24 protein-coding genes and 2 pseudogenes are annotated in these 26,194 nt (G+C 63.9%); 19 read left to right on the top strand and 7 right to left on the bottom strand.

All coding sequences use genetic code 11. The features are described from left to right. Window positions 1-58 precede the first annotated feature (58 nt). Together AS156_RS43960 and AS156_RS43955 are read right to left on the bottom strand one after the other, a co-directional pair. Window positions 59-565 (bottom strand): annotated as a pseudogene (locus AS156_RS43960) (ABC transporter substrate-binding protein); the annotation flags it as partial. A 1-nt stretch (window position 566) separates the two neighbouring features. Next, on the bottom strand, window positions 567-1,121 hold a 555-nt coding region (locus tag AS156_RS43955), incomplete at its 3' end, for an ABC transporter substrate-binding protein (protein WP_245312557.1). A 254-nt stretch (window positions 1,122-1,375) separates the two neighbouring features. Between AS156_RS43955 and AS156_RS05195 the strand changes: the two genes are divergently transcribed. The 8 genes from AS156_RS05195 to AS156_RS05165 all read left to right on the top strand — a co-directional run bounded on the left by AS156_RS05195 (window position 1,376) and on the right by AS156_RS05165 (window position 7,965). Then, entirely contained in the window at window positions 1,376-1,801 is a 426-nt protein-coding gene (locus AS156_RS05195) for a hypothetical protein (protein ID WP_066500905.1), read from the top strand. Window positions 1,802-1,933: 132 nt separating this feature from the next. Then, window positions 1,934-2,335 carry a phosphoribosyl-ATP diphosphatase gene (gene hisE / locus AS156_RS05190; protein ID WP_066500903.1) on the top strand — a complete coding sequence of 134 codons (402 nt, stop codon included), beginning with the start codon at window positions 1,934-1,936 and terminating at the stop codon, window positions 2,333-2,335. A gap of 65 nt (window positions 2,336-2,400) precedes the next feature. Further along, a complete protein-coding gene (locus tag AS156_RS05185; RefSeq protein ID WP_066500902.1) occupies window positions 2,401-2,982 on the top strand; it encodes a YqaA family protein in 582 nt (193 codons plus the stop codon). 48 nt (window positions 2,983-3,030) lie between these two features. Beyond that, a complete protein-coding gene (locus tag AS156_RS05180; RefSeq protein WP_082747341.1) occupies window positions 3,031-3,630 on the top strand; it encodes a hypothetical protein in 600 nt (199 codons plus the stop codon). 190 nt (window positions 3,631-3,820) lie between these two features. Continuing rightward, a complete protein-coding gene (locus AS156_RS05175) occupies window positions 3,821-4,792 on the top strand; it encodes an NAD(P)H-dependent flavin oxidoreductase (protein ID WP_066500901.1) in 972 nt (323 codons plus the stop codon). Next, the gene (locus AS156_RS05170; RefSeq protein ID WP_066500900.1) at window positions 4,792-5,565 is read left to right on the top strand and encodes a thioesterase family protein; all 774 of its coding nucleotides are present in this window, start codon (window positions 4,792-4,794) and stop codon (window positions 5,563-5,565) included. Before AS156_RS05175 ends, AS156_RS05170 begins: the two co-directional genes overlap by 1 nt. A 136-nt stretch (window positions 5,566-5,701) precedes the next feature. Next, entirely contained in the window at window positions 5,702-5,845 is a 144-nt protein-coding gene (locus tag AS156_RS42710; protein WP_160331058.1) for a hypothetical protein, read from the top strand. Next, entirely contained in the window at window positions 5,842-7,965 is a 2,124-nt protein-coding gene (locus AS156_RS05165) for a hybrid sensor histidine kinase/response regulator (RefSeq protein ID WP_066500898.1), read from the top strand. The genes AS156_RS42710 and AS156_RS05165 overlap by 4 nt, the downstream gene beginning before the upstream one ends. 4 nt (window positions 7,966-7,969) lie before the next feature. Here the strand turns inward: AS156_RS05165 and AS156_RS05160 are convergent, their stop codons facing one another. Next, window positions 7,970-9,532, bottom strand: coding sequence for an AMP-binding protein (locus tag AS156_RS05160; RefSeq protein WP_066500896.1), 1,563 nt, complete (start codon window positions 9,530-9,532; stop codon window positions 7,970-7,972). A 68-nt stretch (window positions 9,533-9,600) separates the two neighbouring features. Between AS156_RS05160 and AS156_RS05155 the strand changes: the two genes are divergently transcribed. The 5 genes from AS156_RS05155 (at window position 9,601) to AS156_RS05135 (ending at window position 14,656) form a co-directional block, all read left to right on the top strand. After that, the gene (locus tag AS156_RS05155; protein ID WP_066500893.1) at window positions 9,601-10,602 is read left to right on the top strand and encodes an NAD(P)H-dependent flavin oxidoreductase; all 1,002 of its coding nucleotides are present in this window, start codon (window positions 9,601-9,603) and stop codon (window positions 10,600-10,602) included. A 150-nt stretch (window positions 10,603-10,752) separates the two neighbouring features. Further along, window positions 10,753-10,998: a hypothetical protein gene (locus AS156_RS05150; protein ID WP_066500889.1), complete on the top strand. Its 246-nt coding sequence runs from the start codon at window positions 10,753-10,755 to the stop codon at window positions 10,996-10,998. Window positions 10,999-11,119: 121 nt separating this feature from the next. Beyond that, window positions 11,120-11,986, top strand: coding sequence for a hypothetical protein (locus AS156_RS05145; RefSeq protein WP_066500886.1), 867 nt, complete (start codon window positions 11,120-11,122; stop codon window positions 11,984-11,986). 284 nt (window positions 11,987-12,270) lie between these two features. After that, complete coding sequence (locus AS156_RS05140) at window positions 12,271-14,223, top strand: thiamine pyrophosphate-binding protein (protein WP_066500885.1); 1,953 nt, start codon at window positions 12,271-12,273, stop codon at window positions 14,221-14,223. Between the two features lie 13 nt (window positions 14,224-14,236). Further along, window positions 14,237-14,656 (top strand): c-type cytochrome, encoded by a 420-nt coding sequence (locus AS156_RS05135; protein ID WP_066500883.1) that lies wholly within the window; start codon window positions 14,237-14,239, stop codon window positions 14,654-14,656. A gap of 18 nt (window positions 14,657-14,674) precedes the next feature. Here the strand turns inward: AS156_RS05135 and AS156_RS05130 are convergent, their stop codons facing one another. Next, window positions 14,675-15,064 (bottom strand): tautomerase family protein, encoded by a 390-nt coding sequence (locus tag AS156_RS05130; RefSeq protein ID WP_066500882.1) that lies wholly within the window; start codon window positions 15,062-15,064, stop codon window positions 14,675-14,677. Between the two features lie 204 nt (window positions 15,065-15,268). On the opposite strand from AS156_RS05130, the gene AS156_RS05125 reads away from it, so the two are divergent. Further along, complete coding sequence (locus AS156_RS05125) at window positions 15,269-15,529, top strand: hypothetical protein (protein ID WP_066500878.1); 261 nt, start codon at window positions 15,269-15,271, stop codon at window positions 15,527-15,529. Between the two features lie 437 nt (window positions 15,530-15,966). On the opposite strand, the gene AS156_RS05120 is transcribed toward AS156_RS05125, so the two are convergent. Both AS156_RS05120 and AS156_RS05115 read right to left on the bottom strand, forming a co-directional pair. Continuing rightward, window positions 15,967-17,100, bottom strand: coding sequence for a cobalamin-independent methionine synthase II family protein (locus tag AS156_RS05120; RefSeq protein ID WP_066500876.1), 1,134 nt, complete (start codon window positions 17,098-17,100; stop codon window positions 15,967-15,969). A 37-nt stretch (window positions 17,101-17,137) separates the two neighbouring features. After that, on the bottom strand, window positions 17,138-18,019 hold the full coding sequence (locus tag AS156_RS05115) for a phosphodiesterase (RefSeq protein WP_245312556.1): 882 nt from the start codon (window positions 18,017-18,019) through the stop codon (window positions 17,138-17,140). Between the two features lie 68 nt (window positions 18,020-18,087). Here AS156_RS05115 and AS156_RS05110 point away from each other — a divergent pair, with 68 nt between their 5' ends. From AS156_RS05110 to AS156_RS05080, 5 genes and pseudogenes are all read left to right on the top strand, one after another. Then, entirely contained in the window at window positions 18,088-18,969 is an 882-nt protein-coding gene (locus AS156_RS05110; protein WP_066500874.1) for a LysR family transcriptional regulator, read from the top strand. Window positions 18,970-21,256: 2,287 nt separating this feature from the next. Further along, window positions 21,257-21,966, top strand: a pseudogene (locus tag AS156_RS05095) (Bax inhibitor-1/YccA family protein). 425 nt (window positions 21,967-22,391) lie between these two features. Then, window positions 22,392-23,501, top strand: a complete 1,110-nt coding sequence (locus tag AS156_RS05090) for a sensor histidine kinase (protein ID WP_245312555.1) — start codon at window positions 22,392-22,394, stop codon at window positions 23,499-23,501. A gap of 60 nt (window positions 23,502-23,561) precedes the next feature. Continuing rightward, window positions 23,562-24,191, top strand: a complete 630-nt coding sequence (locus tag AS156_RS05085; RefSeq protein ID WP_066500870.1) for a response regulator — start codon at window positions 23,562-23,564, stop codon at window positions 24,189-24,191. Between the two features lie 165 nt (window positions 24,192-24,356). Continuing rightward, window positions 24,357-24,992, top strand: a complete 636-nt coding sequence (locus AS156_RS05080) for a response regulator (RefSeq protein WP_066500868.1) — start codon at window positions 24,357-24,359, stop codon at window positions 24,990-24,992. 71 nt (window positions 24,993-25,063) lie between these two features. Here the strand turns inward: AS156_RS05080 and AS156_RS05075 are convergent, their stop codons facing one another. Further along, on the bottom strand, window positions 25,064-26,131 hold the full coding sequence (locus AS156_RS05075; protein WP_245312554.1) for a HoxN/HupN/NixA family nickel/cobalt transporter: 1,068 nt from the start codon (window positions 26,129-26,131) through the stop codon (window positions 25,064-25,066). Window positions 26,132-26,194 lie beyond the last annotated feature (63 nt).

Below are 26,194 nucleotides of genomic sequence, written 5' to 3'. Positions count from 1 at the left end.
CGGGATACGATCTAATCAGGGTTCGCGATGGAGGGCCAGCGGCGACGGCGCGTTATGCTCAGTTGATCAGCCGGTCGTCGCGCGGCGGCAGGAACGTTTCGTCGAAGATGTCGGATGCGTGCGGCCGCTTCTGGAATTTGAAATCCTCCGCGAGCTGGTCGATCGATCGCTCGAAGCGCGCCCGGTCGATGCCGCCGAGGCCGTTGCGCTTCACCTCGTCGGTGAGGATGTTGTCGCGTATGATGGCTTGCAGCCGCTCCAGCTCCAGTTCGCGTGAACCGCCGTCCATGCGGCTTGCGACCTCGGTCGCGGCGCGGGCAGGGTCCTTGATGGCGGCGTTGGTGCCGCCGATCACCGCGCGCACGAATCCTCTCACCGTGTCCGGCTTGGCCGCAGCGAGGCGCGGGCTGACGATGACGGCAAAGCCATAGGCCTCGCAGCCGTAATCGGCGAAGCGCAGCACCGCGAGATCGTCGGCGGGCACACCGCGATCCCGCAAGTTGATCGCCGAGAGGTAGGAGAAGCCGGTGACGGCATCGACCTGGCCGGCGGAGAGCATCGGCTCNCTCGCGCACCGCCGCGCTGATGCTGTTCTGCTTCACGCTCGAGACCTTTACGCCGTTCTGCTTGGCGATCGCGGGCCACAACCGGATCGACAGGTCGCCCTCGGCGACGCCGAGGTTCTTGCCCTGGATATCGGACAGCGCCTTGATGCCGCGGCTCTTGCGCGCGACGATCGCGTAGGGCGCCTGGTTGAACAGCACTAAGATGGCCTTTAAGGGCGCGGCGCCCGGCTTGTCGCGAAAACGCACCAGCGAGTTGACGTCGACGAGGGCGAAGTCGCTCGAGCCATCAACGACGCGCGTGATGGCATCCGCCGAGCTGGTGGCGATGTTGGTACTGACCGCAAGTCCCTCGGCGCTGAACAGGCCGTCGACGGTGGCCATCACGAACGGGGCGGCGGCGGCATCGAGCGGACGGTCGAGCGTGAACTGGATCGAGGCCGGCTGCGGCGGATCGCTTGCCGCGCGGAGCAGCGTTGTGCCAGGCCACACGCCGCCCGCGAGGCAGATCACGCTAGCCAGCATCAAGCGGAGAACGGTGGTCCGACTGAGGTGCATCACGACTTCCGGGAGGCGAGACAAAGTGCCGCGCCGGCTTCCGCCTGTTTCATGACACCGAATGCGCCAGTGCAAGCATCATTTTCAAGGATCAATTTGCGGACATCCTGCCTCATCCAAGCTGAATGGCTGATGACTGCCATGACACTTTGCAGGGGCTCGTTCAGCTTGCATTCGGCTCGCGGAACCTAATCTAGAGGTTGTGGTTGGCTATCCGTGGCCCGCCGGGCCGGCTTCCACAAAGGATGACTGCAATGTTTGCGCGAAAGGGTGTTTTTTCGTCCATTGGCCGCGCAGCCACGCTGGCAACCGTTGCCGCGCTGGTGTTGACGGCCATCGAGCCGACAGTGGCATTCGCGGGCTCCGTTTCGGTCGGTAAGGCTGCCGCTGTGACCACGTCGCACGGGATCAGCGGCGCGACCGATATCAGCGCACGCCGCCGAACCTATCGTGGTGGCAATGGTGGCGCAGCGGCGGCGGCCGCGTTTGCCGGCATCGTCGGCACGGGGCTGGCGATCATCGCCGCCCAGAACCGCCGCGACTATGACGACTCGTATGCCTATTACGGTGGCCCGGGTTATTACGGAGGTCCCGCTTACTATGGTGGACCGGCCTATTACGGTGGCGGACCGTACGGCTACTACGGTGGTCGGTCGCAACTGCCCTATGTGCCGTACTGACGTTTGACCGTCGGCGGTTCTCAGAACTGTCATAAATGAATCGAAACCACCGGCCGCAGGGTCGGTGGTTTTTTTCGTCGTCATGCGCGCCGTTAACACGCTGGCGACTCGTTTCGACTAGGCTTGCAAGCCATGGGTGATTCGATCGAGCGGCTTTATCGGGCGGTGATCGCGGCCAGGGATCTTGATCCGGCAACGTCGCGCACCGCACGGCTGTTTCAGCGCGGTCCGGCCAAGATGGCCAAGAAGCTCGCCGAGGAAGCTGTCGAGGTCGTGATCGATGCTCTCCGCGGCAAGCCCGATGCCGTGGTCCGCGAAAGCGCCGATCTGCTCTACAACCTGACCGTGGTGTGGGCCGAGGCCGGCGTGAAGCCGGAGGACGTCTGGCGGGAGATGGAACGCCGCGAGCGCCTGCTCGGGATTGCCGAGAAGTTGCCGAAGTCGCCGGTCAAGCTGCCCAAAACCGCGCCCGTCCCGGTCGTTCGACGCCGGATCGTCGCGCTGGAAAACCGCCTGCGCAAGCGGCAGTCCTAATTCGCCCGAAAATCAACTCAATTCCCGCCATGGACAAATGCGCTCCATGATGGTTCATCGCGCCCATGCTGAAACGAATTTACGACTGGTGCATCGCCGCTGCCGACAAGCCATACGCGCTCTGGCTTCTCGCAGCGATTGCGTTCGCTGAGAGCTCCTTCTTTCCGGTCCCGCCGGATATCATGCTGCTGCCGATGTCACTGGCGCAGCCGAGGCGGGCGTGGTGGTTCGCGACCGTGTGCACGATTGCGTCGGTTGCCGGCGGCGTGCTCGGCTACGCGATCGGCGCGCTGCTCTACGACTCGCTCGGGCAATGGCTGATCCATCTCTACGGACTTTCCGACAAGGTCGACGCGTTCCGTGCTTCCTATGCCGAGTGGGGTGCGGTGATCATTCTGGTCAAGGGGCTGACGCCGATTCCCTACAAGCTCGTGACGATCACCTCGGGCTTTGCCGGCTACAACATCTGGCTGTTCATCCTGTGCTCGATTGTCGCACGTGGCGGCCGCTTCTTCTTCGTTGCCGTGCTGCTCAATCGCTACGGAGATATCATCCGCAAGGAGCTGGAGAAGCGGCTCGGCCTTTGGGTTGCTATCGGCGCGATCGTGCTGGTGCTGGGCTTTGTTGTCGCATTCAAGCTGATTTAGCACTTCGTCGGCTTTGCCGATCACGGGCTTCGGGTTACGCTGGCCGCGATGGCCGATGGTATCTACGAGCTGCTGAATGCCGCGAGGCTGAATTCTGCCAAGCTGGATATTGCCAAGCTGGATATTGCGAAGGCCCGCGTCGTGATGGCGGGGCTTGCTCTGTCGATGGTCATGGCGACGATCGACCGAGGCTGGGCCCAGGCTGCGGCGCCGGTGCTCGGTGTGCAGCCGTCCGCACAGCAACCCTTGCCGCCGGCGTCGCAGCCGCAGCACATCGAGCTGGCGCCCGCGCCGGTCGAGCGCGAGAATCCGGGGCTGATCAACGAAATCGGAAAGCTGTTCGAGAAATCGAAATCGATCCTGCCGCCGCTGAAGAGCCCCAGCGAGACCATCAACGACCTGTCGAACCTCACGCGTCCCTCGTCTATGGTCACGGGGCGCGCGGCCTGCGTGGTGGCCTCGAACGGCGCGCCGGACTGCAAGCTCGGTGCCGACCGGCTATGCCAGAGCAAGGGATTCAAGGAAGGCAAAAGCCTCGATACCGATGCGTCCGAGAAGTGTTCGCCGGTGGTCTATGTGCCCCGCCACAAGCGCGGCCCGAACGACTGCAAGACCGAAAATTTCGTGACGCGGGCGCTCTGCCAATAGCCGTGGGCGAGGCGTGTCTGGGATACCAGCGCTGCTCCAAAAAAACTGCTGCCGGATGAGGTTTTGTCATCCATTTTGCAGCGCCAAAACGCAATACTTGACACTGGAAAGATAGCCTTGTTGGTATGATGGCCGGCATCTTGAGGCCAACAATTCGTTCCGTCCCGGCAACCCGAAGGATCCGCTGCCAATGTCCATGCCTGCTCTGTTCAAGGGCCGTCTGTCTCTTCCCGTGATCGGGGCACCGCTGTTCATCATCTCCGTGCCCGATCTGGTCATCGCGCAGTGCAAGGCCGGCGTGGTCGGCTCATTCCCGGCGCTGAATGCGCGCCCGCCGGAACTGCTCGACGAATGGCTGTACCGGATCAAGGAAGAGCTCGCCGCTTACGACAAGGCCCATCCAGAGCGGCCGTCGGCGCCGTTCGCCGTGAACCAGATCGTGCACAAGTCGAACAACCGGCTCGATCACGACATGGCGCTTTGCGAGAAGCACAAGGTGCCGATGATCATCTCCTCGCTCGGCGCGCGCGAGGAGCTCAATCAGGCCGTCCATGGCTGGGGCGGCATCGTCTTCCACGACGTGATCAACCAGAAGTTCGCGCACAAGGCGATCGAGAAGGGCGCCGACGGCCTGATCCTGGTCGCGGCCGGCGCCGGCGGCCATGCCGGCACGATCTCGCCGTTCCCGTTCGTGTCGGAGACCCGCCAATGGTTCGACGGACCGATCGCGCTGTCGGGCACCATCGCCAACGGCCGTGCGATCCGCGCCGCGCGCATCATCGGCGCCGACTTCGCCTATATCGGCTCGGCCTTCATCGCGACGCAGGAAGCGAACGCCGTCGACGGCTACAAGAGCATGATCACCAATTCGTCCGCCGAGGACATCGTCTATTCCAACCTGTTCACCGGCGTGCACGGCAACTACCTGAAGCCGTCGATCGTCGCAGCCGGCATGGACCCGGAGAGTCTGCCGACCTCCGATCCTTCCAAGATGAGCTTCGGCACCGACGCCTCCGGCGAGCGCGCCAAGCCGAAGGCCTGGAAGGAGATCTGGGGCTCGGGCCAGGGCGTCGGCAGCATCTCCAAGGTGGTGCCCGCAGCCGAACTGATCGCCCGGTTCAAGAAGGAATACGACGACGCGGTCGATCCGGCGCTTGCTTGATGGAGCCGATCTTTCGCGTTGACGGCGATCGCGTCGTCACGAGTCCAGATGCCGCGGGTCCTTGGGATCCGCAGATGCAGCACGGCTCCGCGCCAGCGGCGCTCGTGATCTGGGCCGCCGAGGCGCTTCCCACACCGGTACCGATGCGCATCGCGCGCGTGACGATCGACCTGATGCGCCCCGTGCCGGTGGCGCCGCTGACGATCGAACGCGAGGTGCTGCGCGAGGGCCGCAAGATCCAACTCTGCGGCGTCAGGCTGAAGGCCGACGGTGTCGTCGTGGTCTCCGCCAGCGTTCTGAAGATCAAGCAGCAGACCGCGGAGCTGCCGGCTGACATCGCCGACCTGCCGGTCGGGTTGCCGACTCCCGATCAATGCATGGTCGAGCCGGGGAATCTCGCCAGCAGTCCGTTCGTGAAAAGCATCTCGATGCGGGCCGCACGCGGCCGCTTCGGCCAGTTGGGGGCCGGCGCGATCTGGTTCCGCGTCGACCGTCCGCTGATCGCGGACGCGGCCGTCTCGCAGGCGATGCGGGCCGTGGTCGCCTCGGATTTCTCCAACGGCACTTCGCCGGTGCTGGATTTCAGCGAATGGACCTTCATCAATGCCGACCTCACGGTGAGCTTGGCGCGCGAGCCGGTCGGCGACTGGATCCTGCTCGACGGCGAGTCATGGATCGGACCTGATGGGGCCGGGCTCGCAATGTCGCGGCTTGCCGACCAGCGCGGCTATTTCGGCCAGGCGATCCAGAGCCTGGTGATTGAGCGGCGCTAACCGGGGGATACGTGCTGTCCTGCAGCGAGCGGGCCAGACGGGCGTCCCCCCGGCGGCAGGTTCGACCGGAAAATTAATCCGGCGCATCCGGAACGGTTTGTGGCACAAATGAGTTGCGCTCCCGTAAGGGGGTTCCATGACACGTGTCGATTTTGCCGCCGCCGTCTTCGCCCCTGGGGCCGAGCGGATTTGCGACTTGGCAATGGACTTGGCAGTGATCCTGGGATCGCTCTTGGCGTCGGCCAGTGAGGCGGCGCTGCCGGAAGGGCAGCCGCAGTGAAGCCCGGCCCGTCCTCGGAACGCGCGGTTATCCTTGCCGCGAGCGAGCGGGACGCCGTCAGGACCGCTCACCTGATCAAGGAGGCGGGCTACTACGCCAATATCTGCGGCGACCTTGCCGAACTCGAGCGCCAGATCGCAAGCGGAGCGGGCCTCGCCATCATCGCGGATGAGGCCATCCGGCAGGCTGACCTCACCAGCCTGGCGCGCTGGCTCAACGAGCAGCCCTCATGGTCGGATTTCCCCATCGTGCTGATGAGCGAAGCTGGCGGCCCCGGGCGCAATCCGGAAGCGGCGCGGCTTGGCCGGCAACTCGGTAACGTCACGTTCATCGAGCGCCCGTTCCATCCGACGACCCTGGTGAGCCTGGTGGCTGCCGCGGTGCGTGGCCGGCGCCGGCAGTACGAGACCCGCGGAATCCTCGAAGATCTCACAGAGAGCGAGAGCCTGCTGCAGACCGCGCTCAATGCCGGCCATCTCGGCGCGCTGGAAGTGCATCTGCCCGACTTCACGCTCGAGGCCTCCGCGAGCTGCAAGCGCTTCTTCGGACGCACGGCCGGCGATCGATTCACCTATCAGGACCTGCTGGACGCGGTTCACCCCGATGACCGGGCGCGGCGGACCGAGACGATCGAGCATACGCTGCAGACCGGGGCGGATTACAAGATCGAGTACCGCAACATCTGGCCTGACGGCACCCAGCACTGGGTCGACGTCCGCGCCCGTGCGGTGCGCGGGCCGGACGGCAGCATCAAGTCGCTGGTCGGCGTCTGCTCCGACATCACCGCGCGCAAGACCGCGGAGATCGAGCGCGAGGCGCTGCTGGCGCAGCTCGCCGCCGAGCGCACCGCGCTTGCCGAGCTCACGGCGACGCTGGAGCAGCGAGTCGAGCAGCGCACCGCCGATCTCATGAAGGAGGTCGCTGCGCGCGAAAGGGCACAGGAGCAGCTCCGTCACGCGCAGAAGATGGAGGCGATTGGTCAACTCACCGGCGGCGTCGCGCACGACTTCAACAACTTGTTGATGGCGGTGATGGGCAACCTCGATCTGCTGCGCAAGCGGATGCCCGAGGATCCGCGGCTGCGCCGTTTGATCGACGGCGCGCTGCAGGGCGCCGAGCGCGGCGCGTCGTTGACGCAGCGGCTGTTGGCGTTCGCGCGCCAGCAGGACCTGCGCGCGGTGCCGGTCGATCTCGGGGCGCTGGTGCGCGACATGAGCAACCTGCTCGAACGCTCGCTCGGGCCGCGCGTCACGCTGCGGCTGAACATTCCCGAAGGGTTGCCACCGGCCTTCGTCGATACCAACCAGCTCGAGCTCGCGATCCTCAACCTTGCGATCAACGCGCGGGATGCGATGTCGGAGGGCGGCACGATCGAGATCAGGCTCGCGACCTGGCAGGCGAAGAACGATCCGGCGTTGCGGCCCGGCAATTATCTGAAACTGTCCGTGGTCGACACCGGCAGTGGCATGGCGCCCGACATCCTGAAACGGGCGATCGAACCGTTCTTCTCCTCAAAGCCGGTAGGCAAGGGGACCGGCCTCGGTCTGTCGATGGTGCATGGGCTGGCGGTGCAGCTCGGCGGCGCGCTGCAGCTTGCCAGTGAGGTCGGCAAGGGTACTACGGCCACGCTGCTGCTTCCGGTCGCCACCGCCGCGCCAGAACTCGAAGGCCCGGTGTTCGCGCCGCAGAAGGTGAAGCGATCGGCGGTGATCCTGCTGGTCGACGACGATCCGCTGATCGCAATGTCGACCACGGAAATGCTCGAGGATCTCGGCCATCGCGTGATCGGCGCCAGCTCCGGCCAGCATGCGCTGGAGATCCTCAGGAGCGACCAGCCGATCGACCTGATGATGACCGACCACATGATGCCCGGCATGACCGGTATCGAGCTTGCCGCCGCCTCGCGCGAGATCCGGCCGCAACTCGCCGTCCTGCTTGCCACCGGCTACGCCGAACTGCCCGAAGGCATCCAGGTCGACCTGCCGCGGCTGGCAAAGCCGTATCACCAGGATCAGCTGCGCGAGCGGCTCGATCAATTGCTCGGGGGAGGCGCCGACCAGCGGCCGGAGCCGGCGCGCACGCCGTTGCCGCCGTCTGACGCTCTCTCGCCGTTGCCCTGAGCGCTCACCCCACCATGCGGTCGCGCCCGTGCCAGTAGCGGGCCTTCAGCACCTTCTTGTCGACCTTGCCGACGCCGGTCATCGGCAGCTCCTTGACGAACTGGATCTGCTTCGGCGCGTGCGCCGAACCTTTCTTCGCCTTCACCAGGCCGATCAGCTCATCGGCGTCGGGCGTCGCACCCTCGCGCGCCACCACGACCGCGGTGACGGCCTCGCCCCATTTGTCGTCGGGCACGCCGACCACGGCGACCATCGCCACATCGGCGTGCTGCGACAGCACGTCCTCGACCTCGCGCGGAAAGATGTTGAAGCCGCCGGAGACGATCATGTCCTTCTTGCGGTCGAGGATGAACATGTAGCCGCGCTCGTCCATGCGTGCGATGTCGCCGGTGTGCAGCCAGCCGTTCTTCAGCGTCTCCGCGGTGATGTCGGGACGCTTCCAGTATTCCGCGAGCACGTGGCTTGCGCGGACGCAGATCTCGCCGGCCTCGCCGGTCGCGACCTCGCGGTCGTCCTGATCCAGGATCTTCACCTGGCAGGCTGCGATCGGGAAACCGCAGGACGCGAACAGGTCCGGCGTCTTCGGATCGTGATCCGCCTTGCGCAGCACCGATACTGGATAGCATTCGGTCTGGCCGTAGAGCTGCGAGAACACCGGCCCGATCCGCTCGATGCCCTCGACCAGCCGGCTCGGCGACATCGCTGACGCGCCGTAGAGCAGGAGCTCGAGCGAGGAGAGGTCGGTCCTGGGAAGCGCCGGATGATCCAGCATCACATAGATCATGGTCGGGACGAACAGCGTGAAGTTGATCTTCTCGCGCTCGATGGTCGTGAACACGGCCTCGGGATCGAAACCTTTCAGCATATGCACGGTGCCGCCACGCATCAGCGTCGGCAGCACCTTGGTGCCGGCGACATGGCTGATCGGCGCCACCGTGAGATAGCGCGGTGTCTCCGGAATCTCGAAGTCGGCGAGAATCGCGTTGACCGAGCCGCTTTGTTCGCGGTGATAGCGCAATGCGCCTTTGGATTTTCCTGTCGTGCCGCCGGTGTAGTTCAGGATCGCGATGTCGTCGTGACTGGCGAAGTTCTTCGGGCTTGCACTGCCGGCGGCCTCGACGGCCTGCAGGAGGTCCGCGCCGTAGCTCGCCGGGCCGAGCGTGAACACGGTCTTGAGTCCCGACGCTTTCGCTGCGAGCTCGCCGCCGCGATCGCGGAAGGTGATACCGTCGACGACGAGTATCTGCGCCTCGGAGTCGTCGAGTTGGAACAGCTGGTCGTCGAGCGAGCCCAGCGGATGCAGCCAGGTCACCGCCAGTCGCGACAATTGCGCGGCGACGCCGGCGCACCAGGTGTCGGCGCGATTGGCGGTGAGGAGGGCGACGCGGGTGCCCGGCGCGAAGCCGAGCGACATGAACACGCGCTGCATCCGCCCGATCATGTCGGTCGCGCCCTGATAGCTGAGCGAACCGCCCGGCCATGCGAAAGCCGTCCGCGACGGATAGCGCGCCAGCGCCCGCAGCGTCTGCTCGCATGCCGCCGGAAATGCGTAGAGCGGATTGCTCATGTGGTTTGTCCTCCCGTCTGCTTGTCTTTGGCGTTTATCGTGCCAATGTTGGCCGTGACGCTAACACAATGATGCAGGGAAGAAACAACTTGTCTGGTGCAGATCCTTTCGCCCGCTTGCGCGATCGCCTTCGGCTGCCGCTGATCGCCGCGCCGATGTTTCTGGTGTCCGGCGTCGAACTGGTGGTAGCTGCCTGCCGCAACGGTGTGATCGGTTCGTTTCCGACAGTGAATTGCCGCGAGACGGAACAGCTCGATGCCTGGCTCACCGAGATGGAAAGGCGTCTGGAGGCACACGCGGATACGAGTGGACAACGCGCCGCGCCGATCTGCCCGAACCTGATCGTGCATCGCTCCAATGCGCGCCTTTCGCAGGATGTCGAGGTGCTGCTGCGGCACGAGCCGGAGATGGTGATCACCTCGGTCGGCTCGCCCGCACCGGTGCTCGCCCCGTTGCATGATGCCGGTGCGCTCGTGTTTGCCGACGTCGCCTCGATCCGCCACGCCGAGCGCGCGGTTGCGGCCGGAGCCGACGGGCTCGTGCTGCTCACCGCCGGCGCCGGCGGGCAGACCGGCTGGCTCAATCCGTTCGTGTTCGTGCGCGCGGTGCGCGGCTTCTTCGACGGCCCGATCGTGCTCGCCGGCGGCATCAGCGACGGCCATGCGCTGCGCGCGGCGCAGGCGCTCGGCTGCGATCTCGCCTATATGGGCACCAAGTTCATCGCCACGCGCGAGAGCATGGCGGACAACAGGTACAAGCAGTTGCTGGTCGACAGCTCGGCCGACGACGTCCTGCTCACGACGGCGTTCACCGGCCTGCAGACCAACATGCTGCGACCCTCGATCGAGGCGGCCGGTCTCGATCCCGACAATCTGCCGGCGCGCGGCGCGATCGACATCGGCAAGGACATCGACGTGGGCGCACGCGAAAGCCGCCCCAAACGCTGGCGCGACATCTGGAGCGGCGGGCACTCCACCTCAGGCGTGACCGGGGTGCTCCCCGTCGACGAACTCGTGGCGCGGACGGCCGCCGAGTACGATGCCGCGAGCGCGCGGGTGAAGCTCGTTTAATTCGTCGCAAAGGCCAGTCCGTAGGGGAGGGCGCGAGCGAGAACCCTTCCCGTTGCCTTAACGCGCCATTAACCACGATCGCTCCATCAATAGCCTCACAGGATGGTCCGCCGCTACGGCCGGCGGGACCGGCAATGATGGACATGCGACATGGATTTTGAGGCGCTCTTTGCCAAGACCCCGGCAACGCTCGACGAACTCAGGACCCGGGTCTCCCATGCCCTGCAGCGGCATCCGCTGTGCCGCCACGTCGAATTCGACATCGTCAGCACGCCGCGCACGCGCCGCACCAACTGGACGGTGAGCATGCGTTCGGTTCAGCCCGGCGCCCTGTGGCCGGCGCACGAGATCGTCGCCGACATCCAGGAAGCCTACGAGCTTGCCGCCGCGGCCTAAGCCCCGGCCGCCTCGGCGATTTTTCATCCAATGTGGCAGCCCCCTGCCGCCGTAGGAGCACTCTAAGGCCGCATTTGGCGTTCAGCCTGCTGCGATACCGGCCTGGAATGGAGACGTTTGTGTGACCAGAGCCATCACCCTCGCCGCGCTGACCAGTTTCCTCCTCGCCGGCGCCGCGATATCAGCCATCCTTGGCCGCGACAGTGTGCCGGCGGCGCCGTCCCAGGTTGCCGAGGTCTCCCCCAACGCAGCCCCGGTCGCCAACAGGGCCAGCAAGCAGGACAAGCTCGCGGTGGTTTCGCTCGCGGCCGCCGGCTACGAGCCACCACAGGCCGCCCAGCCGCTGGCCGCGCCGTCAGCGCTGCTGCTCCGCGCGCAGGCCGCAATTCCGGGCCCGCCTGACACCATCCGGCAGGCCTATGCTTCCGCCGAGCCCACCGATGTCGTCACGCCGAAGGCCTTCGAGCAGGTCACCGCACCAGCCGATACCGGCCAGCCGAACACCGCTGAACCGAAGGCTGCGGAACCGACGGCTGCTACCGAGTCCAAGGCGGTTGAGCCCAAGACAGCTGAACCCAAGACAGCTGAATCCAAGGCAACTGAATCCAAGGCGGCCGAGAAGACCACCGAGCCCGAGGCGCTGCCGAAGCCGAAGGTGGCCGCCAAGCCGGCGCCGCAGCAGAATTACACGCTGCTGAGCGACGCCCAGATTGCCGGCATCAAGCAACGGCTCAGGCTGACATCGGATCAGGAATATTACTGGCCGGCGGTCGAGACCGCGCTGCGCGCCGTTGCGCGCAAGATCCACTCCAAGCGCCCGGGCGATCCCGCATCGGCCACCATGCCGATCGATCCCGATTCCGAGGAAGTCCAGCAGCTGAAATCGGCCGCGATGCCGCTTCTGTTCCAGCTCCGCGAGGATCAGAAGACCGAAGTGCGCTCGCTCGCGCGCATGATCGGGCTGGAACGAGTTGCCGCGATGATCTGACCGGTCGCGCGCTGTGACTCCCGCAGCGCATCAAAGCCGATGCATCTGACATTGTGCTGATCGAGCAGGGCCTCGATGGCCTCATCACACAGGCAAATCGGCCTCGTTGCGAGAGAACGCGCTACCGCCTTCAATTTTATTCCCATGCTGATTTCGCGGAGCACCTCAGCCAAAGCTGCAGGCTGACGTGTCTGTGTATTGACGGCTCTCGAGCTCGAGGCTGACACTCGCGCCAACAAGCAAAGAGCTCGTAGGCATCTGGTGACATTCCCGGGGAGTAAGCCATGTCGAAACGCAGCAGCTCGCGCCGCGATGGCGCACACGATCCCAGCCGTCGAAATTTCCTGAAGGGTGCCACGGTAGCTGGCGCCGCAGCGCTGGGCACGCCGGCCGCGGCCAACGCAATCTCCGCCGTTCCGGAAGAGCGTCCCAAGGCCGCGCTTCCCGGCCCGAAGCTCGCTGCCGCCGATGCGTCGCCGCCGCCGGCCGATCCGGTCACCCAGACTTCGAGCGGCGGCGACTTCATGGTCGATGTGCTCAAGACGCTCGACATCGATTACCTGGCGATGAACTGCGCCTCGAGCTTCCGCGGCCTGCATGAAGCCGTCATCAATCACGGCGGCAACACCAAGCCCGAGATCATCACCTGTCCGCACGAAGAGATCGCGGTGCATATGGGCCAGGGCTACGCCAAGATGGAAGGCAAGCCGCTGGCGATGATCTGCCACGGCGCGGTCGGGCTGCAGCACGCCTCGATGGCGATGTACAACGCGTGGTGTGATCGCGTCCCCGTCATCGTGATGGGCGGCAACATCATGGAGGCCGACAAGCGCGCGCCCGGCGCCGAATGGCCGCATTCGGCGATCGACCCGGCTGCGCTGACCCGCGACTTCGTCAAATGGGACGATCAGCCGGCCTCGCTGCAGCATTTCGCGGAATCGGCACTGCGCGCCTACAAGATAGCGACCACGCCGCCGATGGCGCCGGTGATGCTGTCGCTCGACCAGGAGCTGCAGGAAAATCCGATTGCGAACCGCGACCGCCTGCGCATCCCGAAGTTCACTCCGGCGCTCGCGCCGCAAGGCGACGACGCGGCGCTGGCCCAGCTCGCCAAGATGCTGGTCGCGGCCGAGAACCCGGTGATCCTGTGCGATCGCATGGCGCGCACGCCGACCGGCATGCCGTGCCTGGTGGAGCTCGCTGAAACGCTGCAATGCGCCGTGATCGACAATTACGGGCGCATGAACTTCCCCTCGCGGCATCCGCTCAACCAGTCGTTCCGCCGCTCGATCCTGTCGCAGGCCGATTTGATCCTGGCGATGGAGGTCAATGACATCTGGGGCACGCTGAGCGATTTCCACGATCGCATCGAGCGCACCTCCGAGCCGCGCTACAGGAAGACCGCCAAGATCGTCACGCTCGGCACCCGCGGCCTCTTCATGAAGGCCAATTACCAGGATCTCGGCCGCTACCAGGACGTCGACCTCGACATATCGGGCGACGCCGAGGCGAGCCTGCCGGCGCTGATCGAGCAGGTGAAGCGCCAAGTCGACGAGGGCCGCAAGTCCGCCTTCGACGCGCGCGGCAAGAAGCTCGCGGCGGCGAAACAGGCGACCGTCGAACAGGCGAAGTCGGATGCCACCATCGGCTGGGACGCCAGCCCGATCACCACGGCGCGGCTGTGCGCCGAGCTTTACAACCAGATCAAGGACGAGGACTGGTCGCTGGTCGGCACCTCGATCGGCCTGTCATGGCCGCACCGTCTGTGGAATTTCGACAAGCCGTATCAATGGAACGGCGTCTCCGGCGGCGGCGGCGTCGGCTACACGCTGCCGGCCTCGCTCGGCGCCGCGCTCGCCAACAAGCGCCACGGCCGGTTGACGGTTGCGATCGGCGGCGACGGCGACTTCATGTTCGTGCCGTCGACGCTGTGGACCGCTGCGCATCATCGGATCCCGATGCTCTATATCGTGCACAACAACCGGGCCTATCATCAGGAATACATGTATCTGCAGGCGATGGCGGCGCGTCACGGCCGTGGCATCACCAACACCGATATCGGCACCACCATCAAGGATCCGTTCGTCGACTATGCGACGCTCGCCAAGGGATTTGGCGTCTATGGTGAGGGTCCGATCAGCGATCCAAGCGGGCTTGTGCCCGCATTGAAGCGCGCGGTCGCCATCGTCAAGAGCGGCCAGCCGGCGTTGCTCGACGTCGTGATGGATCAGCGTTGAAGCGGGGGCGAAGATGAAGATCAGTCAACCTGCGATTCGCCGCGCTGTGATGCGTCTTGCTGTGATGCGTTTTGGGGTCGCCGCGATCGCGGCCGCTTTCGCCGTCGGCGGTGCCGTTGTTGCCTCGCGCGCCGACGACGCGCCGGCCGGTGACCCCGTCAACGGCAAGCGGCTTTATCTTGCCGATGGTTGCTTCGAATGCCACGGCCGCGCCGGGCAGGGCGGCCGTTTCAACTATCCGGCCCCGGCGCTGGCGCAGATCGCGCTGCCGGTGGAGTCGTTCATCGCCTTCCTGCGCGAGGCGCCGAACGATATGCCGTCATTCTCGGAGCAGGTGCTGTCCGACAAGGACGCCGCCGATATCCACGCCTTCCTGAGCTCGCTGCCGGGGCCGAAGACGGGCAAGGATATCCCGGCGATCCTCAACCAGTGATGGCGTGACGCCCGACGGCTAAACCGCCGTCTCGTACCCGATGTCGAAATCGGACGCGGCATTGCCGCCGCGCATTCCGACATTTTGGCGCGGCACCTCGATCAGGATGATCTTGACGTCGTTTGCGGGAACGCCGAACCGCTGCAGGTTCTCGACGATGGCCGCATAGAGCGCGCGCTTGGTCGCGACGGTTCGGCCAGGAAACAGCGTGATCTCGATATGGGTGAAGCGCTCGCCCACCCAATCGGGGATCGATAAATCGTCGTGTGCATGCTGCACGAGGCGAAGGATCTTGTCGTGCGCCGGCGTTCGCAGCGTTGCGCTGATCGCGTCCTGAATGGCGGCCAGGAACTGGGCGCTTCGGCCGGCGAGCCAGCCCTTCCGTGTCTCAACCAGAACGTCAGGCATTTCGGCCCCTCGTTGATTGCCAAAGACCGGGCAAGGCTACCGGACATTGCGGCCGCCGCAATTCGGATGTTCCGATGCGTCGCTTCGATCGGGCCGAAGCCGTTTCAGGCAGGGCGCGACCCGTGTCGCCTTTGGCATAGGCCTTGCTGAGTGCCTGATTGTTCGCCGACCTGGGTTCGGCCTGTTTCACATCGAGGCAATGTCATGCAGCAAACGTCCGGTTTTGGAATGTCGGGGTCTCTGCAGTTGCAGGCGCTGATCGCAGACCTCAATTGGAGAATTAAGCTCCTGAACTCCGACATCGTCGAGGAGGAGCAGCGGTCGCACAGAGCCGAAGCGGGGCACATCTTCTACCCCACTCTCGCGAAGCATCTGAGAGAGCGCCGCGACAAGCTTGCGTCGACGGTCGTCACGCTGGAGGCGCAACTGATGTCGATCGATCCGCTGGCGGGTACCGCCGCGTAAAGTGGAGATGTAACGCAAGCTTCGCTTGGCCGCGCCACGCGAAGCCCGTACGGCGTTCATGCCAAGCGCGCGAACTCGTAAGCACAGATGCTGCGGTTGCTTGTAGGCGGGCCGGCGTCTCTTCAATGGTTAAGCCAGCAGTATCAACCGATGCCAATGCTCGCGCATAGGCACGCGCCACCAATCCGATCAGAGACGCGGGGAACGCGCGGAAGACGTGAGCCAGGCGAACCCGGTGCGTCATGCACGGTAAAGATGTGCTGCAAAGCTGCCGCTTACGGCAACAATTTCTATCTCAACAAGACAAACTCGTCGTATAGCCGCGGTGGCGAACCGTCCAACCTGAGCCGGACTTTCCGCAATCGGCCGACACTCGTGAAGCCGATGATGACCGACGCGCTTCAGCCATTGTTCTTCCTCCTTCCCCATAGCTGCCGTTACCAGAGCCGGCGTGAGGCTATTTCGGCGCCCTGAACCAGCGCTTCCAGTTTGCGCCAGGCAATGTCCGGATCGACCGTGTGCAACGTCGCAAAGCTCGCAAAACCACAGTCGGTCCCGGCGATCACCCGTTCGCGGCCCACCACGTCGGCGTAGCGTTCGATGTGCTGCGCCACGACTTCCGGATGCTCCAAATAATTTGTGCAGGTGTCGATCACGCCCGGCACGAGCACCTTGTCATCCGGCAGGGGCGTCTCCTTGAACAGCGCCCACTCGTGCCTATGGCGTGGATTGGCCGCTTCTACCAGCAGCGCGGAGGGGCGCAGCTTCAGAATCAGATCGAGAATGTGCGCAAGCTCGATATCGTGGTGATGGGGTGATTCGTAGTTGCCCCAGCACAGATGCAGGCGCATGCGGTCTGCGGGAATGTCACGCAGTGCGTGGTTGAGCACCTCGATAAGCTGGGCAAGTTCCTTGCGAAATTCCTCCACGCTCAATGGCGCGGCTCGGAAGTGACGCCCGAGTGCCAGATCCGGACAATCGATCTGCAGCAAGAGACCGGCGCTGACGATCGCCTCATACTCGACCTTCATCGCGTCTGCGAGCGCATCGAGGTACGCATCCTGCGAAGGATAATATTTGTTCGGCATGTAGTGCGACATGATGCCGGGTGAGGACGCGGACATGAACGCCTCCTCCGCCTGTGTGTCCTCGATGGCTGCCTTGAGGTTTTCGATGTCGGTCGCGAGCGCCGCTGTGCCATGGTAGCTCAGTGGCCCGACGCAGGCGGGCGTCTTGATATCGAGCTTGATTCTTTCGGCGAAGTTCGGAAACTCGTTGAGTTCGGACAGGGCCAGCGGCTGATCTTCGCCCTCAAGCCCGGACATCCGCTCGCGCGCGTAGGTCGAATAGGCATACTTGCTCATCTCGCCGTCGCAGACGATATCGATGCCGAGCTCTGTCTGACGGCGGACGACTGATTTCACGGCGTCGGCCACCATATTGGGCAATCGCTCTCCGAGTTGACTGTCGAGTTCATTCCTCTCTCGGCGTAGAAGGAGAGCCTCCAGTTCGCCCGGCCGCGGCAGGCTTCCGACATGCGTAGTCAATATTCGCAAAGCGCTCAGTTGCATGCTTCAGTCCTCACTGCTTGTGCCCGGGTGATCGGTCTTAACGAACCATAGTCGTGCGGTTCCACGCATCGTAGTCAGGCGATCCCTCGATCCGCCGCTCGCCTCGGTAACCGAACTCCACCATCTGCACGGTGACTGTTGCGCCGTTCGCGACTATGACGGCGTATGCCTGCGGAAGGTCGGAGCCGAGCAGCATGTGCCGCTCGGTGAAATCCGCCCATCCGGCATGATTGGTGCCGCGCGAGCCGCTGACCGGCACGCCATACAGCGAGCCGGAGAGCGGCAGGTGACAGTGGCCGAAGAAAATGTGCGCGATGTGCTGACGGTGCGTGGCGATCACCGCACCGAACGTGTCCGAATCGCGCAGCATGATGTGGTCAAGTGGCGCGATGTAGGTCGGCACCGGGTTGTGGTGCATGAACAGGAACACGGGTGCATCTGCCACAGTCAGCGCCTGTTCAAGCCAGGCGCAACGCTTCGCGCAGAAGAAGCCGGCGTGGCTGCGAGGTCCCCAAGTATCGATGACCAAGCCAGTGCCGCGCGACAGCGGAAACCGCGACTGAACGTGACCGTCCGCGTCGGCAAGCTCGGGAAATACTTGCAGGAAGATCGCGCGATCATCGTGATTGCCGATGGCAAGATGCACCGGTACAGGTAATGTTGCGATGCGCGCCCGCAACCGCTCATAGTCAGCGCGGTCGCCCCAGTCGGACAGATCTCCTGTAATCACGATCGCCTCGGTGTCTGGATGCTGCGAGAGCGCATGGGTGAGCGCGGCCTCGAAGTTGGCATTGGGATCGCGTCCACCGATGGTCTGGCCCGGTGTCGTCAGATGGATGTCGGTCAGTTGGATCAGTTTCATGAGGCGCGGCGATCGAAGATGTCGGAGTGCAGTAACAAGCACAGTTAACGTCACCATGACGTCACATTAGCTGCATTAATGTCTGCGACAGTCGGCTTGCTCACGGGCAAAGCGCGATCGATGCGATGAAGACAAGCCCCTACCAAATCAGCGCCTTCACCCACGCCGCGCGCGAAGGCAGCTTCACGCATGCCGCCGAGAAGCTGGGCGTGACGCAGTCCTCTATTACCCAACATGTCGCTAAGCTGGAGCGAACCATGGGCACGCAGCTGTTTGTCAGACGGCGCGACGGACTGGAGCTTACGCGGGCCGGGCGTGAACTATTCGCGGTATCAGACCGGCTTCGCACGCTTGAGCAACTGATCGAGGAGAAGGTCGAAAACTACAGCGAGATTGCCGCCGGCCATCTCAGCGTGATCGCCAACGCACCGCGTCCGGCAATGCCGGTGATCGCCCGCTACGCGTCGCTGCATCCTCGCGTGCAAATCGACTTCACCCTGGTGAGCTGGTCGCTAGCGATGCAGCAACTGCACGACCGCACTGTCGATATCGCCATCGTCACCCAGCCCGAGGCGGACAATCTGCTCTATAGCCTACCGGTCGCGACGACGCGCTACCGAGCCTACGTATGCCGTGGGCATGCGCTTGCTGGGCGCAAGCGGCTCTCGCTGCGCGATCTCGCCGATTCGACCGTGATTGTGCCGGAGGATGGCTCGCTGACCCAACGACTGCTCCACCGCAAGTGCGCTGAGCTCGGCATCAAGCTGTCGAGTATTCTGAGGACCACAACATTCCCGCTTGTGAAGGAAGCGGTGCTGCACGGCGTCGGCGTCGGTCTCCTGCTCGACGATAGCATGTTCGCGTCGCCCGGACTTGTGGCGGTCGACGTGGTCGAGATGCCTGAAACCTACACCAATTGCCTGGTCACTCCGGTAGACAAGAGCGAGCTGCGTTTTGTTCGCAGCTTCATCGACGTCGCCTGCGAGGTGCTGGCAATTGATCGGTAGAGTGGAAACCCGTTCGCGTGCCATCTGACGACCATCAAGCGAGCAATCATCCTTGGGGCCTGATCTGCAGGGACGGAAGTGACAAGAGCATCGGCGACCCGACTCTTTTGCCTCCTTTCCCTCATGGGTCAAAGCAGATCCTAAAGGCTGCCAACGCGATCGGTACTGTCAGTTTGCCGAGACTACTATTTGCTTCGCGCCGCTGGTGGCATCGGCCTGAGTGTCAACTTTGTCGGAACACCTCATAGCTCTGACCTAGATCGGGGTGGCCCTGGCGCCAATCGCGATCATCCATCTGTTGCAACGCTGACCGACCTTCGGGTAATTCCCGATGCCCCCTTCGGGTAATTCCCAGTGCCCGCAACCAACCGTTGTTGACGAAGTTCTTGGAGTCTCCAACCAAGGAGATAAACCATGCAACTGAAAGCTGTTGTTATTGGCTTGGCCACCCTCGGTGCCGTTCTGCTCACCGCCGGCTCGGCTTCCGCGATCCCGAACGGGCTTCTGCACGCCGGGCAGATTGCGGGCCACGCCGCAAATATTGAGCAGGTCCGTTTGGTCTGCAACGCCCGGGGCCGCTGCTGGCGTACGGGTCCGCGATGGTCCGGCGCCGCTTGGGGTCCGCGCCGCGCGTGGCGTCCGGGATGGCGCGGCGCCTACGCCTGGGGCCCCCGGCCAGTTTGGGGCCCGCGGCCAGTGTGGCGTCCGCGTCCGGTCTGGAGCCCACGTCCTGTGTGGGGTCCGCGTCCGGTGTGGGGCCCGGGATGGGGCTGGGGTGGCGGGTGGTGGTGACCGGAGAGGGGGCGCAAGCTCCCTCTTTCGCTCGGCGGCGGCCAATAACGCCGCGAACATCGCTTTAACAATATCCATAGCCTCCGCGCCTTTGCAGCCGCGTAACCCGCCGCTCGTTGGTAAGGGGGTTGTTGCACGTCCGCATGGATGACACGAATTTGTGCTCTCCGCGCTACGGCAGCTCGAGCCGGTCCACTGGATGTCCGCCGACCATCCGCTGCAGCACATCACGCAGCTAGGCGTAGGGTTCGACACAGTTGGTAACCGGCATGAGGCACCCACCTCGCCATCCTTCGGCTCGCGTGCGATACAGCCTAGCATGAACTGATCGGTAGAGGTGGTGCAACGGCGTTTCCCGCGGGCTGCTCACCGTGTGGCGACGCCAGGTTACCGCGGCGGGTGGCCGGCAAGGCGCCGAACTTCGCGCCGATCAAATTGGTGCCGTGAGCAGAGCGGGACAGCTGGCGAGTCTGAGCGTATTTCGCCCGCACAGACGGCGTCTTTGGAGATCGGCCACGCCTCAGGTGCGAACGCGGCGGCTGCCATAGTGCGGATGCCTACCGCCGCGATGCCGCCAGTACCGGTGCTTGACCGGATTCGTATTGGTATTCGGCGTTGCATGCGTTGGCGCGGCTGCGCCGGCTTGCTTCGGCGCCGCCACGCTGCTGTCCCTCGCCTGGGCGCGACAGGGGGCAGATGGTGCGGTGATGGCCATCACAGCGCCCAGGATCAAGGTGCAACACATGGCTTGGATGTTCATGCTCGCCTCCGAGCGGTCAGTGACAATGACGTCAGACGATCCGATCACAAGCGCAATCAGCGCGTTGCGCGAGAGTTTCCGATCGGCCTCGTTCGCCGCCTTGACGGATGCCTTCCAATCCGAGGTGGCCGCGCTTGCAACCGACCCCGCGAAGACTTTAGAGGTCCGCCTCGCGGCCGCACATCAGGGATTCTCTGTAGGGAGCGGCGGCAGGAAATCAGCGGAACTGGGCGCTCGCGGCCTTAGGCCTCGGCGCGCGAGGTGGCTGCGCCGAACTCGTTTGCGCAGGAGCGGGCGGGCCCCGTCGCGGGGCAACAAGCACGAAACTGCTGCGGAAGAATTCACTGGCCTTGGCGAGTTCGGCAGCAATGCACCTGGCATGCATGCTGGACGGTGGCATCCTGCTCGGCGCATTCGTGTCCGATCCCGTCGGCCGAGACACCATACCTGTCGGCGATGTTGAAGAAGAAGCGCATGCCCCAGATTAGGCCAGACTGCGGCCGGCCTCCAGTGACAGAGGTGTAGAGCGTCTTCTCCAAAGGGCTTACCGCGCCGAAGCAAGTTTCCTGCATGTGGATCGGTAATGCGCGTGACGGCGCGGCCGATCGCTGGCTACAGAGGATACATTGGAAGCGGAGGGTTTTTGTCGAGCGTCTTCGGGTGATTATCCGATGTCGCTCCGCAGGCTGGAAGCCTAACGTGGGCCCCATCGGCGAGCTCCAGGGGAGGCAAGCGATGTCGAATTACGATCACAACCTGACGGCAGCGGATCGCGCCGGCGGCGAGATCGCGATGGACGCCGGACTGCGCGACTACATGCTGCGGATCTACGCCTACATGGCGGCAGGCGTCGGCTTGACCGCTGTCGTCGCCTGGGCGACCTATCAGGTCATAGGTCCTGCACTGTTGCAGAGCTCGCTGATGTGGGTCTTCATCCTGGCGCCGCTCGCGCTGGTGTTCTTTATCGGCTCGCGTATCAACACGCTGTCGGTGTCGACGGCCCGGCTCGTATTCTTCGTCTATGCAGCCCTGGTCGGCATATCGCTCTCGATATTGCTGCATATTTATACCAGCTCGTCGATCACGCGCGTATTCTTCATCGCGGCCGCGAGTTTCGGAGCGCTCAGCATCCTCGGTTACACGACCCGGCGTGATCTCTCGGGATTGGGCACCTTCCTGCTCATGGGCCTGGTCGGAATTATCATTGCAAGCCTTGTGAACTGTTCCTATCGTCGACCGGACTTGACTGGCTGATCTCGATTGTCGGCGTCGGCGTGTTTGCGGGGCTCACGGCTTACGATACGCAGCGGATCAAGGCGATGTACGACGTCGCGGATGACCATACCTCCGCAGGCCGCAAGTCGATCCTTGCCGCGCTGTCGCTCTACCTCAATTTTCTCAACCTGTTCATGATGCTGCTGCGTCTTGCGGGCGGCCGCCGTTGAGCCGAGAGGTGCACCGGGTCAGGCCGCCGATTACGCCGGCTGGTCCCTCGGGAAATCCGCATTCTGACTTTTAGTCACAGTTGCATCGGATTTGAGCGTCGCTGGCGTGGCACAAACTGCACATGGCGTTGCGCGGAGCGCACCTCACGAATTCGAGATTTCATTCCCGCGACCGTGCCACTTTATGGTGTGGGCGTCGCGCGAGGTGTATTGTTGATTTGCCTAAGGGCGCGTCTTCCGATCCGGTGGTGGATGCCGGCGGGGAGGGAGACCCTCGATGTCTTCAAGATGTCGGGGAGCCGCAGGAATAGAGCGAGTTGCGTACCGTGAAGCCACATGGCGTTCCCGCCAGCGTGTCCGATCGAACCAGTCTCGGGAACTGGCTGCGAATCGGTTCGCAAGGACCGATCGACGGACTCTATTGGATGTGTTCGGCAGATCTTCTCTTCGCCGTGCGCCCATCCTTCCGCGGACATTTCACCTACGAGGGAATCAACCCAGCATTCGAGTCTCAGCTCGGCGTGTCATCGGAAGACGTCCGCGACGCGGACATCTATGATTGCATGAGCGGGGACGACGCCAGATCCGTCTGCAAGGCGCTCCGAGCCGGCCTTGCAGAAGGAACGGAGGTCAGGGTCCGACAGCGTCTCACGCTTGGCGGTTCGCCCCGGACGATGGAAACAACGGTGACGCCGATTGTCGATCGCGCCATCGGCGGTGTCGTCCGATTGATCGGCAGCCACCGCGATGTGCGCAACGATCCCTTTGGGAACGCCGCCAGATGCGCCGACGGGCTCAATACCAGTGTCGGCCTGTCGTCCATTCAGGATGGGATCCAGCAACGGATCGCGTCCGATCTTCACGATTCAACTTGTCAGCATCTGATTGCCGCGAGCCTCGGTCTGATGCGCGTCCGGAGCAATCTTGGCGACGCGGCTTCGGCCCAGCGGCTCTGCGACGACATCGATGCGTCGATCGATGAGGCGATCCGGGAAATCCGCGCCTTTGCCTATCTCTTGCATCCGCGGAATCTGGCGGGCGAGGGATTGAAAGCCACGATCGAGCGATACAGCCAAGGATTTTCGGCGCGTACATCCTTGCGCGTGACCGTCAACATCGTGCCGGACGTCGACCGGCTGCCTTACGAGACCAAGCGGACGCTGCTGCGCGTCGTCCAGGAAGCCCTGACAAACGTGTTCCGTCATGCCAAAGCGACGGAGGTTGCCATTGCCATTGGCATGACCGACGGCCATTTCCGGCTGACGGTCAGCGACAATGGACGTGGCCTGCCCCCCAACCCCGGCCGGCGCAGCGGCTCGGCGGTATCGATCGGGGTTGGAATTCTCGCGATGCGGGCGCGGCTGCGCGAGATCGGAGGCTCGCTCGATATCCAGTCCAATCGAATGGCGCCGCATTCCGGCACCATATTGTGCGCCGTGTTCCCGCATGCTCTCACCGCCAGCAGACGCAATCGGCGAAGGACCGCAAATATCGTAAAGGCCCGCAGAGGCACGCAATCAGCGAAAGAACACTAGGCCACGCGGCAGGCTTGAACGCGCGGCTTGACCGCCGTGAAGAATTCGGAGTGTGCCGCTATGAAGAGAATTCTCATAGCCGACGATCACGAGGCCGTACGCTCGGGCTTGCGCGCGGTGATCGAACAACGCGCGGATTGGGAGGTGGTGGCCGAGGCCACCGATGGCGGCAAAGCGGTCGCGGCCGCGATCGAGAGCCGGCCTCACGTCGCCATCCTCGACTTCTCGATGCCACGCATGACCGGAGTGGAGGTGGCGCGGCGGATCAGGGATTACCCGCTGCAGACCGAGGTTCTGATCTTCACGGTGCACAACTCGGGTCTAATCGCGCAGCAGGCGTTCGAGGCCGGCGCGCGCGCATTCCTGGTGAAGTCGGATGCGAACAGGCTGCTGCTCGCGGCGGTCGAGTCCCTCTTGCTGCACAGGCCATTCTGCACGCAGAGTTGCGCGACCGACGTCGATCGCGGATCCAGTGCCGATGGCGAGCGTCACCACGAACTCACGGCGCGCGAGCAGCTCGTGGTCAAGCTGGTTGCTGAGGGGTACAGCAACAAGGGGATCAGTGCGATCCTCAATCTCAGCGTCAAGACGACCGAGGCCCATCGGGCGGCCGCGATGCGCAAGCTGGAGGTGAACTCGACGGCCGGATTGGTCCGCTATGCTGTCCGGTCGGGCCTGGTCGAGGCTTGAACGGTGCCGTCGGCGTTGTCCCGGCGTCAGTACCGTTCGCCGGGCCATCTCAGGGTTTTGTTGGATAATCCTCAGCGACAGGCGCCGTATGATCATTCGACTTCGCGGCCGGTCACCGCCGTTGTCCGCCCGACAGGGCCGGGGCCGGCAAACGGGAACGACGTCGTGAAACGCATCTTGATTGCGGATGATCATGAAATCGTGCGCTCCGGCCTTCGCGCGATCGTTGAAACGCGCTCTAACTGGATCGTGAGCGGAGAAGCGACCGACGGAGAGCAGGCCGTCGCGCTGGCACTGGAGACCAGACCCGACATCATGATCGTCGACTACTCCATGCCGATCATGAACGGCCTGGAGGTCAGCCGTCGCCTCAAGGCACTGCGTGTGCGGACCGAGGTCCTGATCTTGACGATGCACGAGAGCGAGGAGCTTCTGACGGAGGCCGTTCTTGCTGGCATCCGCGGCTTCCTCTTCAAGTCCGATGCCCGCAAGCACCTCATCTCCGCCGTCGAGGCCCTGCTCGACGGACGGCCCTACTTCACCAACGTTCTCCTGGAGAAGCTGCTTCATGACTACCGGGCGAACAAGCAGAACCGGGCCGACATGCTGTTGACCTCGCGCGAGCAGAGCGTGGTTCAGCTGATCGCGGAAGGGCACACCAACAGGTCGATCGGCGCGATCCTGAAGCTGAGCGTGAAGACTGTCGAGACCCACCGTGCCTCGGCCATGCGCAAGCTCCGGATGTCGTCCACCGCCGAGCTGGTTCGCTATGCCGTACGCAAGAAGTTGGTTTCGCCCTAACGACTCTTCGTCAGCGAAGCAAGACTGCCGTGAACCGACCGCGGTGTACATGCCGAGTGATTGCGGCAATCTCACGCTATGTCGGAAGCGTTGGTACACTCAAGACTGCGCGCGTTCGGGCCGCTCACGGCAGACATGCGGTCTGCAACAAACGCGTGGTACAGCGCGACGGACACGAGCCAGGTGAACCCGAACAAGCCGATCACGACAAAGCCTAGACCAGCAAGGCTGTCGTTCAGGCTTGCGATCGCTGACCACGGGTGGCCGGAGAGATCAAACTGCCTGCCGAGGAGATCGAGCGCCTCCACCCCGCCGATGAACAGTGCGGTGACGACGGAAGCTCCCGTGATCGTGAGGTTGTACCAGAGCTTGCGCAGCGGATCGACGAAGGCCCAGCGATAGGCGCTCACCATCAGCGCGCTGTCGGCGGTATCGACGAGGGTCATGCCAGCGGCAAACAGTGCGGGAAACACCAAGACGCTCCAGGCCGAAGTGGCGCGTACGGCCTCCGCCGCCGAGATGCTGATCAGGCCGATTGCGGTCGCGGTGTCGAAGCCGAGCCCGAACAAAAGGCCCAACGGATACATATGCCAAGTTTTCGTCACAACGCGGAACGCTGGCCTGAGCATGCGTGCCAGCACACCTGGGCCGTTAGCAACAGCATCGAGGTTTTCCATCCGATGGCTCGCCTGCCAGCGTACGGAACGGAAGGTGCGCCACAGGCTGATGAAGGTCACAAGATTGATCAGTGCGATCAGCAGCAGGAACGCGGCCGAAACCGAAGTGCCGATCAGGCCGCCGATGCGCCTGCCCAGGCTGTCCTCGCCCCAAAGACCGATAGCGGTTTCCGACAGCAGCATCGTCGCCATCACCACGACGGTGGAATGCCCGAGCGCGAAGTATAGCCCGGCGCATTTCGGCGTGCCGCCCGCCTGGACCAACTTGCGTACCGCGTTATCGATCGCGGCGATATGATCGGCATCGACCGCGTGACGCAGCCCGAACACCCAGGCGAGCAGGGCAGTGGCCATGATCACGGGACGGTCGGCGAACAGGGCAAACGCCGAGACCCATGCCGCAAGGTTGGCGAAAACCAGCCCGCCGAACAGAAGGGCGGTGCTGGGATCGACAACCCACAAAGACGACCTCGTCAGTGAGTCCACCACGGCCGTACCTCGGTATGAAGTTTATCAAAGGCCATC

It is taken from the genome of Bradyrhizobium macuxiense, assembly GCF_001542415.1.
Taxonomy (GTDB): Bacteria; Pseudomonadota; Alphaproteobacteria; order Rhizobiales; family Xanthobacteraceae; genus Bradyrhizobium; species Bradyrhizobium macuxiense.
Note: the sequence above shows the minus strand (reverse complement) of the source record. Positions and strands in the feature narration are given on the sequence as shown.

Excerpts from the sequence above, each read along its gene's own strand:
- AS156_RS05170 (WP_066500900.1), top strand. The coding sequence starts at position 4,792 with ATGGAGCCGATCTTTCGCGTTGACGGCGATCGCGTCGTCACGAGTCCA.
- AS156_RS05195 (WP_066500905.1), top strand. The coding sequence starts at position 1,376 with ATGTTTGCGCGAAAGGGTGTTTTTTCGTCCATTGGCCGCGCAGCCACG.
- AS156_RS05155 (WP_066500893.1), top strand. The coding sequence starts at position 9,601 with ATGATGCAGGGAAGAAACAACTTGTCTGGTGCAGATCCTTTCGCCCGC.
- AS156_RS42710 (WP_160331058.1), top strand. The coding sequence starts at position 5,702 with ATGACACGTGTCGATTTTGCCGCCGCCGTCTTCGCCCCTGGGGCCGAG.
- AS156_RS05135 (WP_066500883.1), top strand. The coding sequence starts at position 14,237 with ATGAAGATCAGTCAACCTGCGATTCGCCGCGCTGTGATGCGTCTTGCT.
- AS156_RS05185 (WP_066500902.1), top strand. The coding sequence starts at position 2,401 with ATGCTGAAACGAATTTACGACTGGTGCATCGCCGCTGCCGACAAGCCA.
- AS156_RS05120 (WP_066500876.1), bottom strand. The coding sequence starts at position 17,100 with ATGCAACTGAGCGCTTTGCGAATATTGACTACGCATGTCGGAAGCCTG.
- AS156_RS05180 (WP_082747341.1), top strand. The coding sequence starts at position 3,031 with ATGGCCGATGGTATCTACGAGCTGCTGAATGCCGCGAGGCTGAATTCT.
- AS156_RS05110 (WP_066500874.1), top strand. The coding sequence starts at position 18,088 with ATGAAGACAAGCCCCTACCAAATCAGCGCCTTCACCCACGCCGCGCGC.
- AS156_RS05090 (WP_245312555.1), top strand. The coding sequence starts at position 22,392 with ATGTGTTCGGCAGATCTTCTCTTCGCCGTGCGCCCATCCTTCCGCGGA.
- AS156_RS05140 (WP_066500885.1), top strand. The coding sequence starts at position 12,271 with ATGTCGAAACGCAGCAGCTCGCGCCGCGATGGCGCACACGATCCCAGC.
- AS156_RS05085 (WP_066500870.1), top strand. The coding sequence starts at position 23,562 with ATGAAGAGAATTCTCATAGCCGACGATCACGAGGCCGTACGCTCGGGC.
- AS156_RS05115 (WP_245312556.1), bottom strand. The coding sequence starts at position 18,019 with ATGGTGACGTTAACTGTGCTTGTTACTGCACTCCGACATCTTCGATCG.
- AS156_RS05160 (WP_066500896.1), bottom strand. The coding sequence starts at position 9,532 with ATGAGCAATCCGCTCTACGCATTTCCGGCGGCATGCGAGCAGACGCTG.
- AS156_RS05150 (WP_066500889.1), top strand. The coding sequence starts at position 10,753 with ATGGATTTTGAGGCGCTCTTTGCCAAGACCCCGGCAACGCTCGACGAA.
- AS156_RS05175 (WP_066500901.1), top strand. The coding sequence starts at position 3,821 with ATGTCCATGCCTGCTCTGTTCAAGGGCCGTCTGTCTCTTCCCGTGATC.
- AS156_RS05130 (WP_066500882.1), bottom strand. The coding sequence starts at position 15,064 with ATGCCTGACGTTCTGGTTGAGACACGGAAGGGCTGGCTCGCCGGCCGA.
- hisE (WP_066500903.1), top strand. The coding sequence starts at position 1,934 with ATGGGTGATTCGATCGAGCGGCTTTATCGGGCGGTGATCGCGGCCAGG.
- AS156_RS05125 (WP_066500878.1), top strand. The coding sequence starts at position 15,269 with ATGCAGCAAACGTCCGGTTTTGGAATGTCGGGGTCTCTGCAGTTGCAG.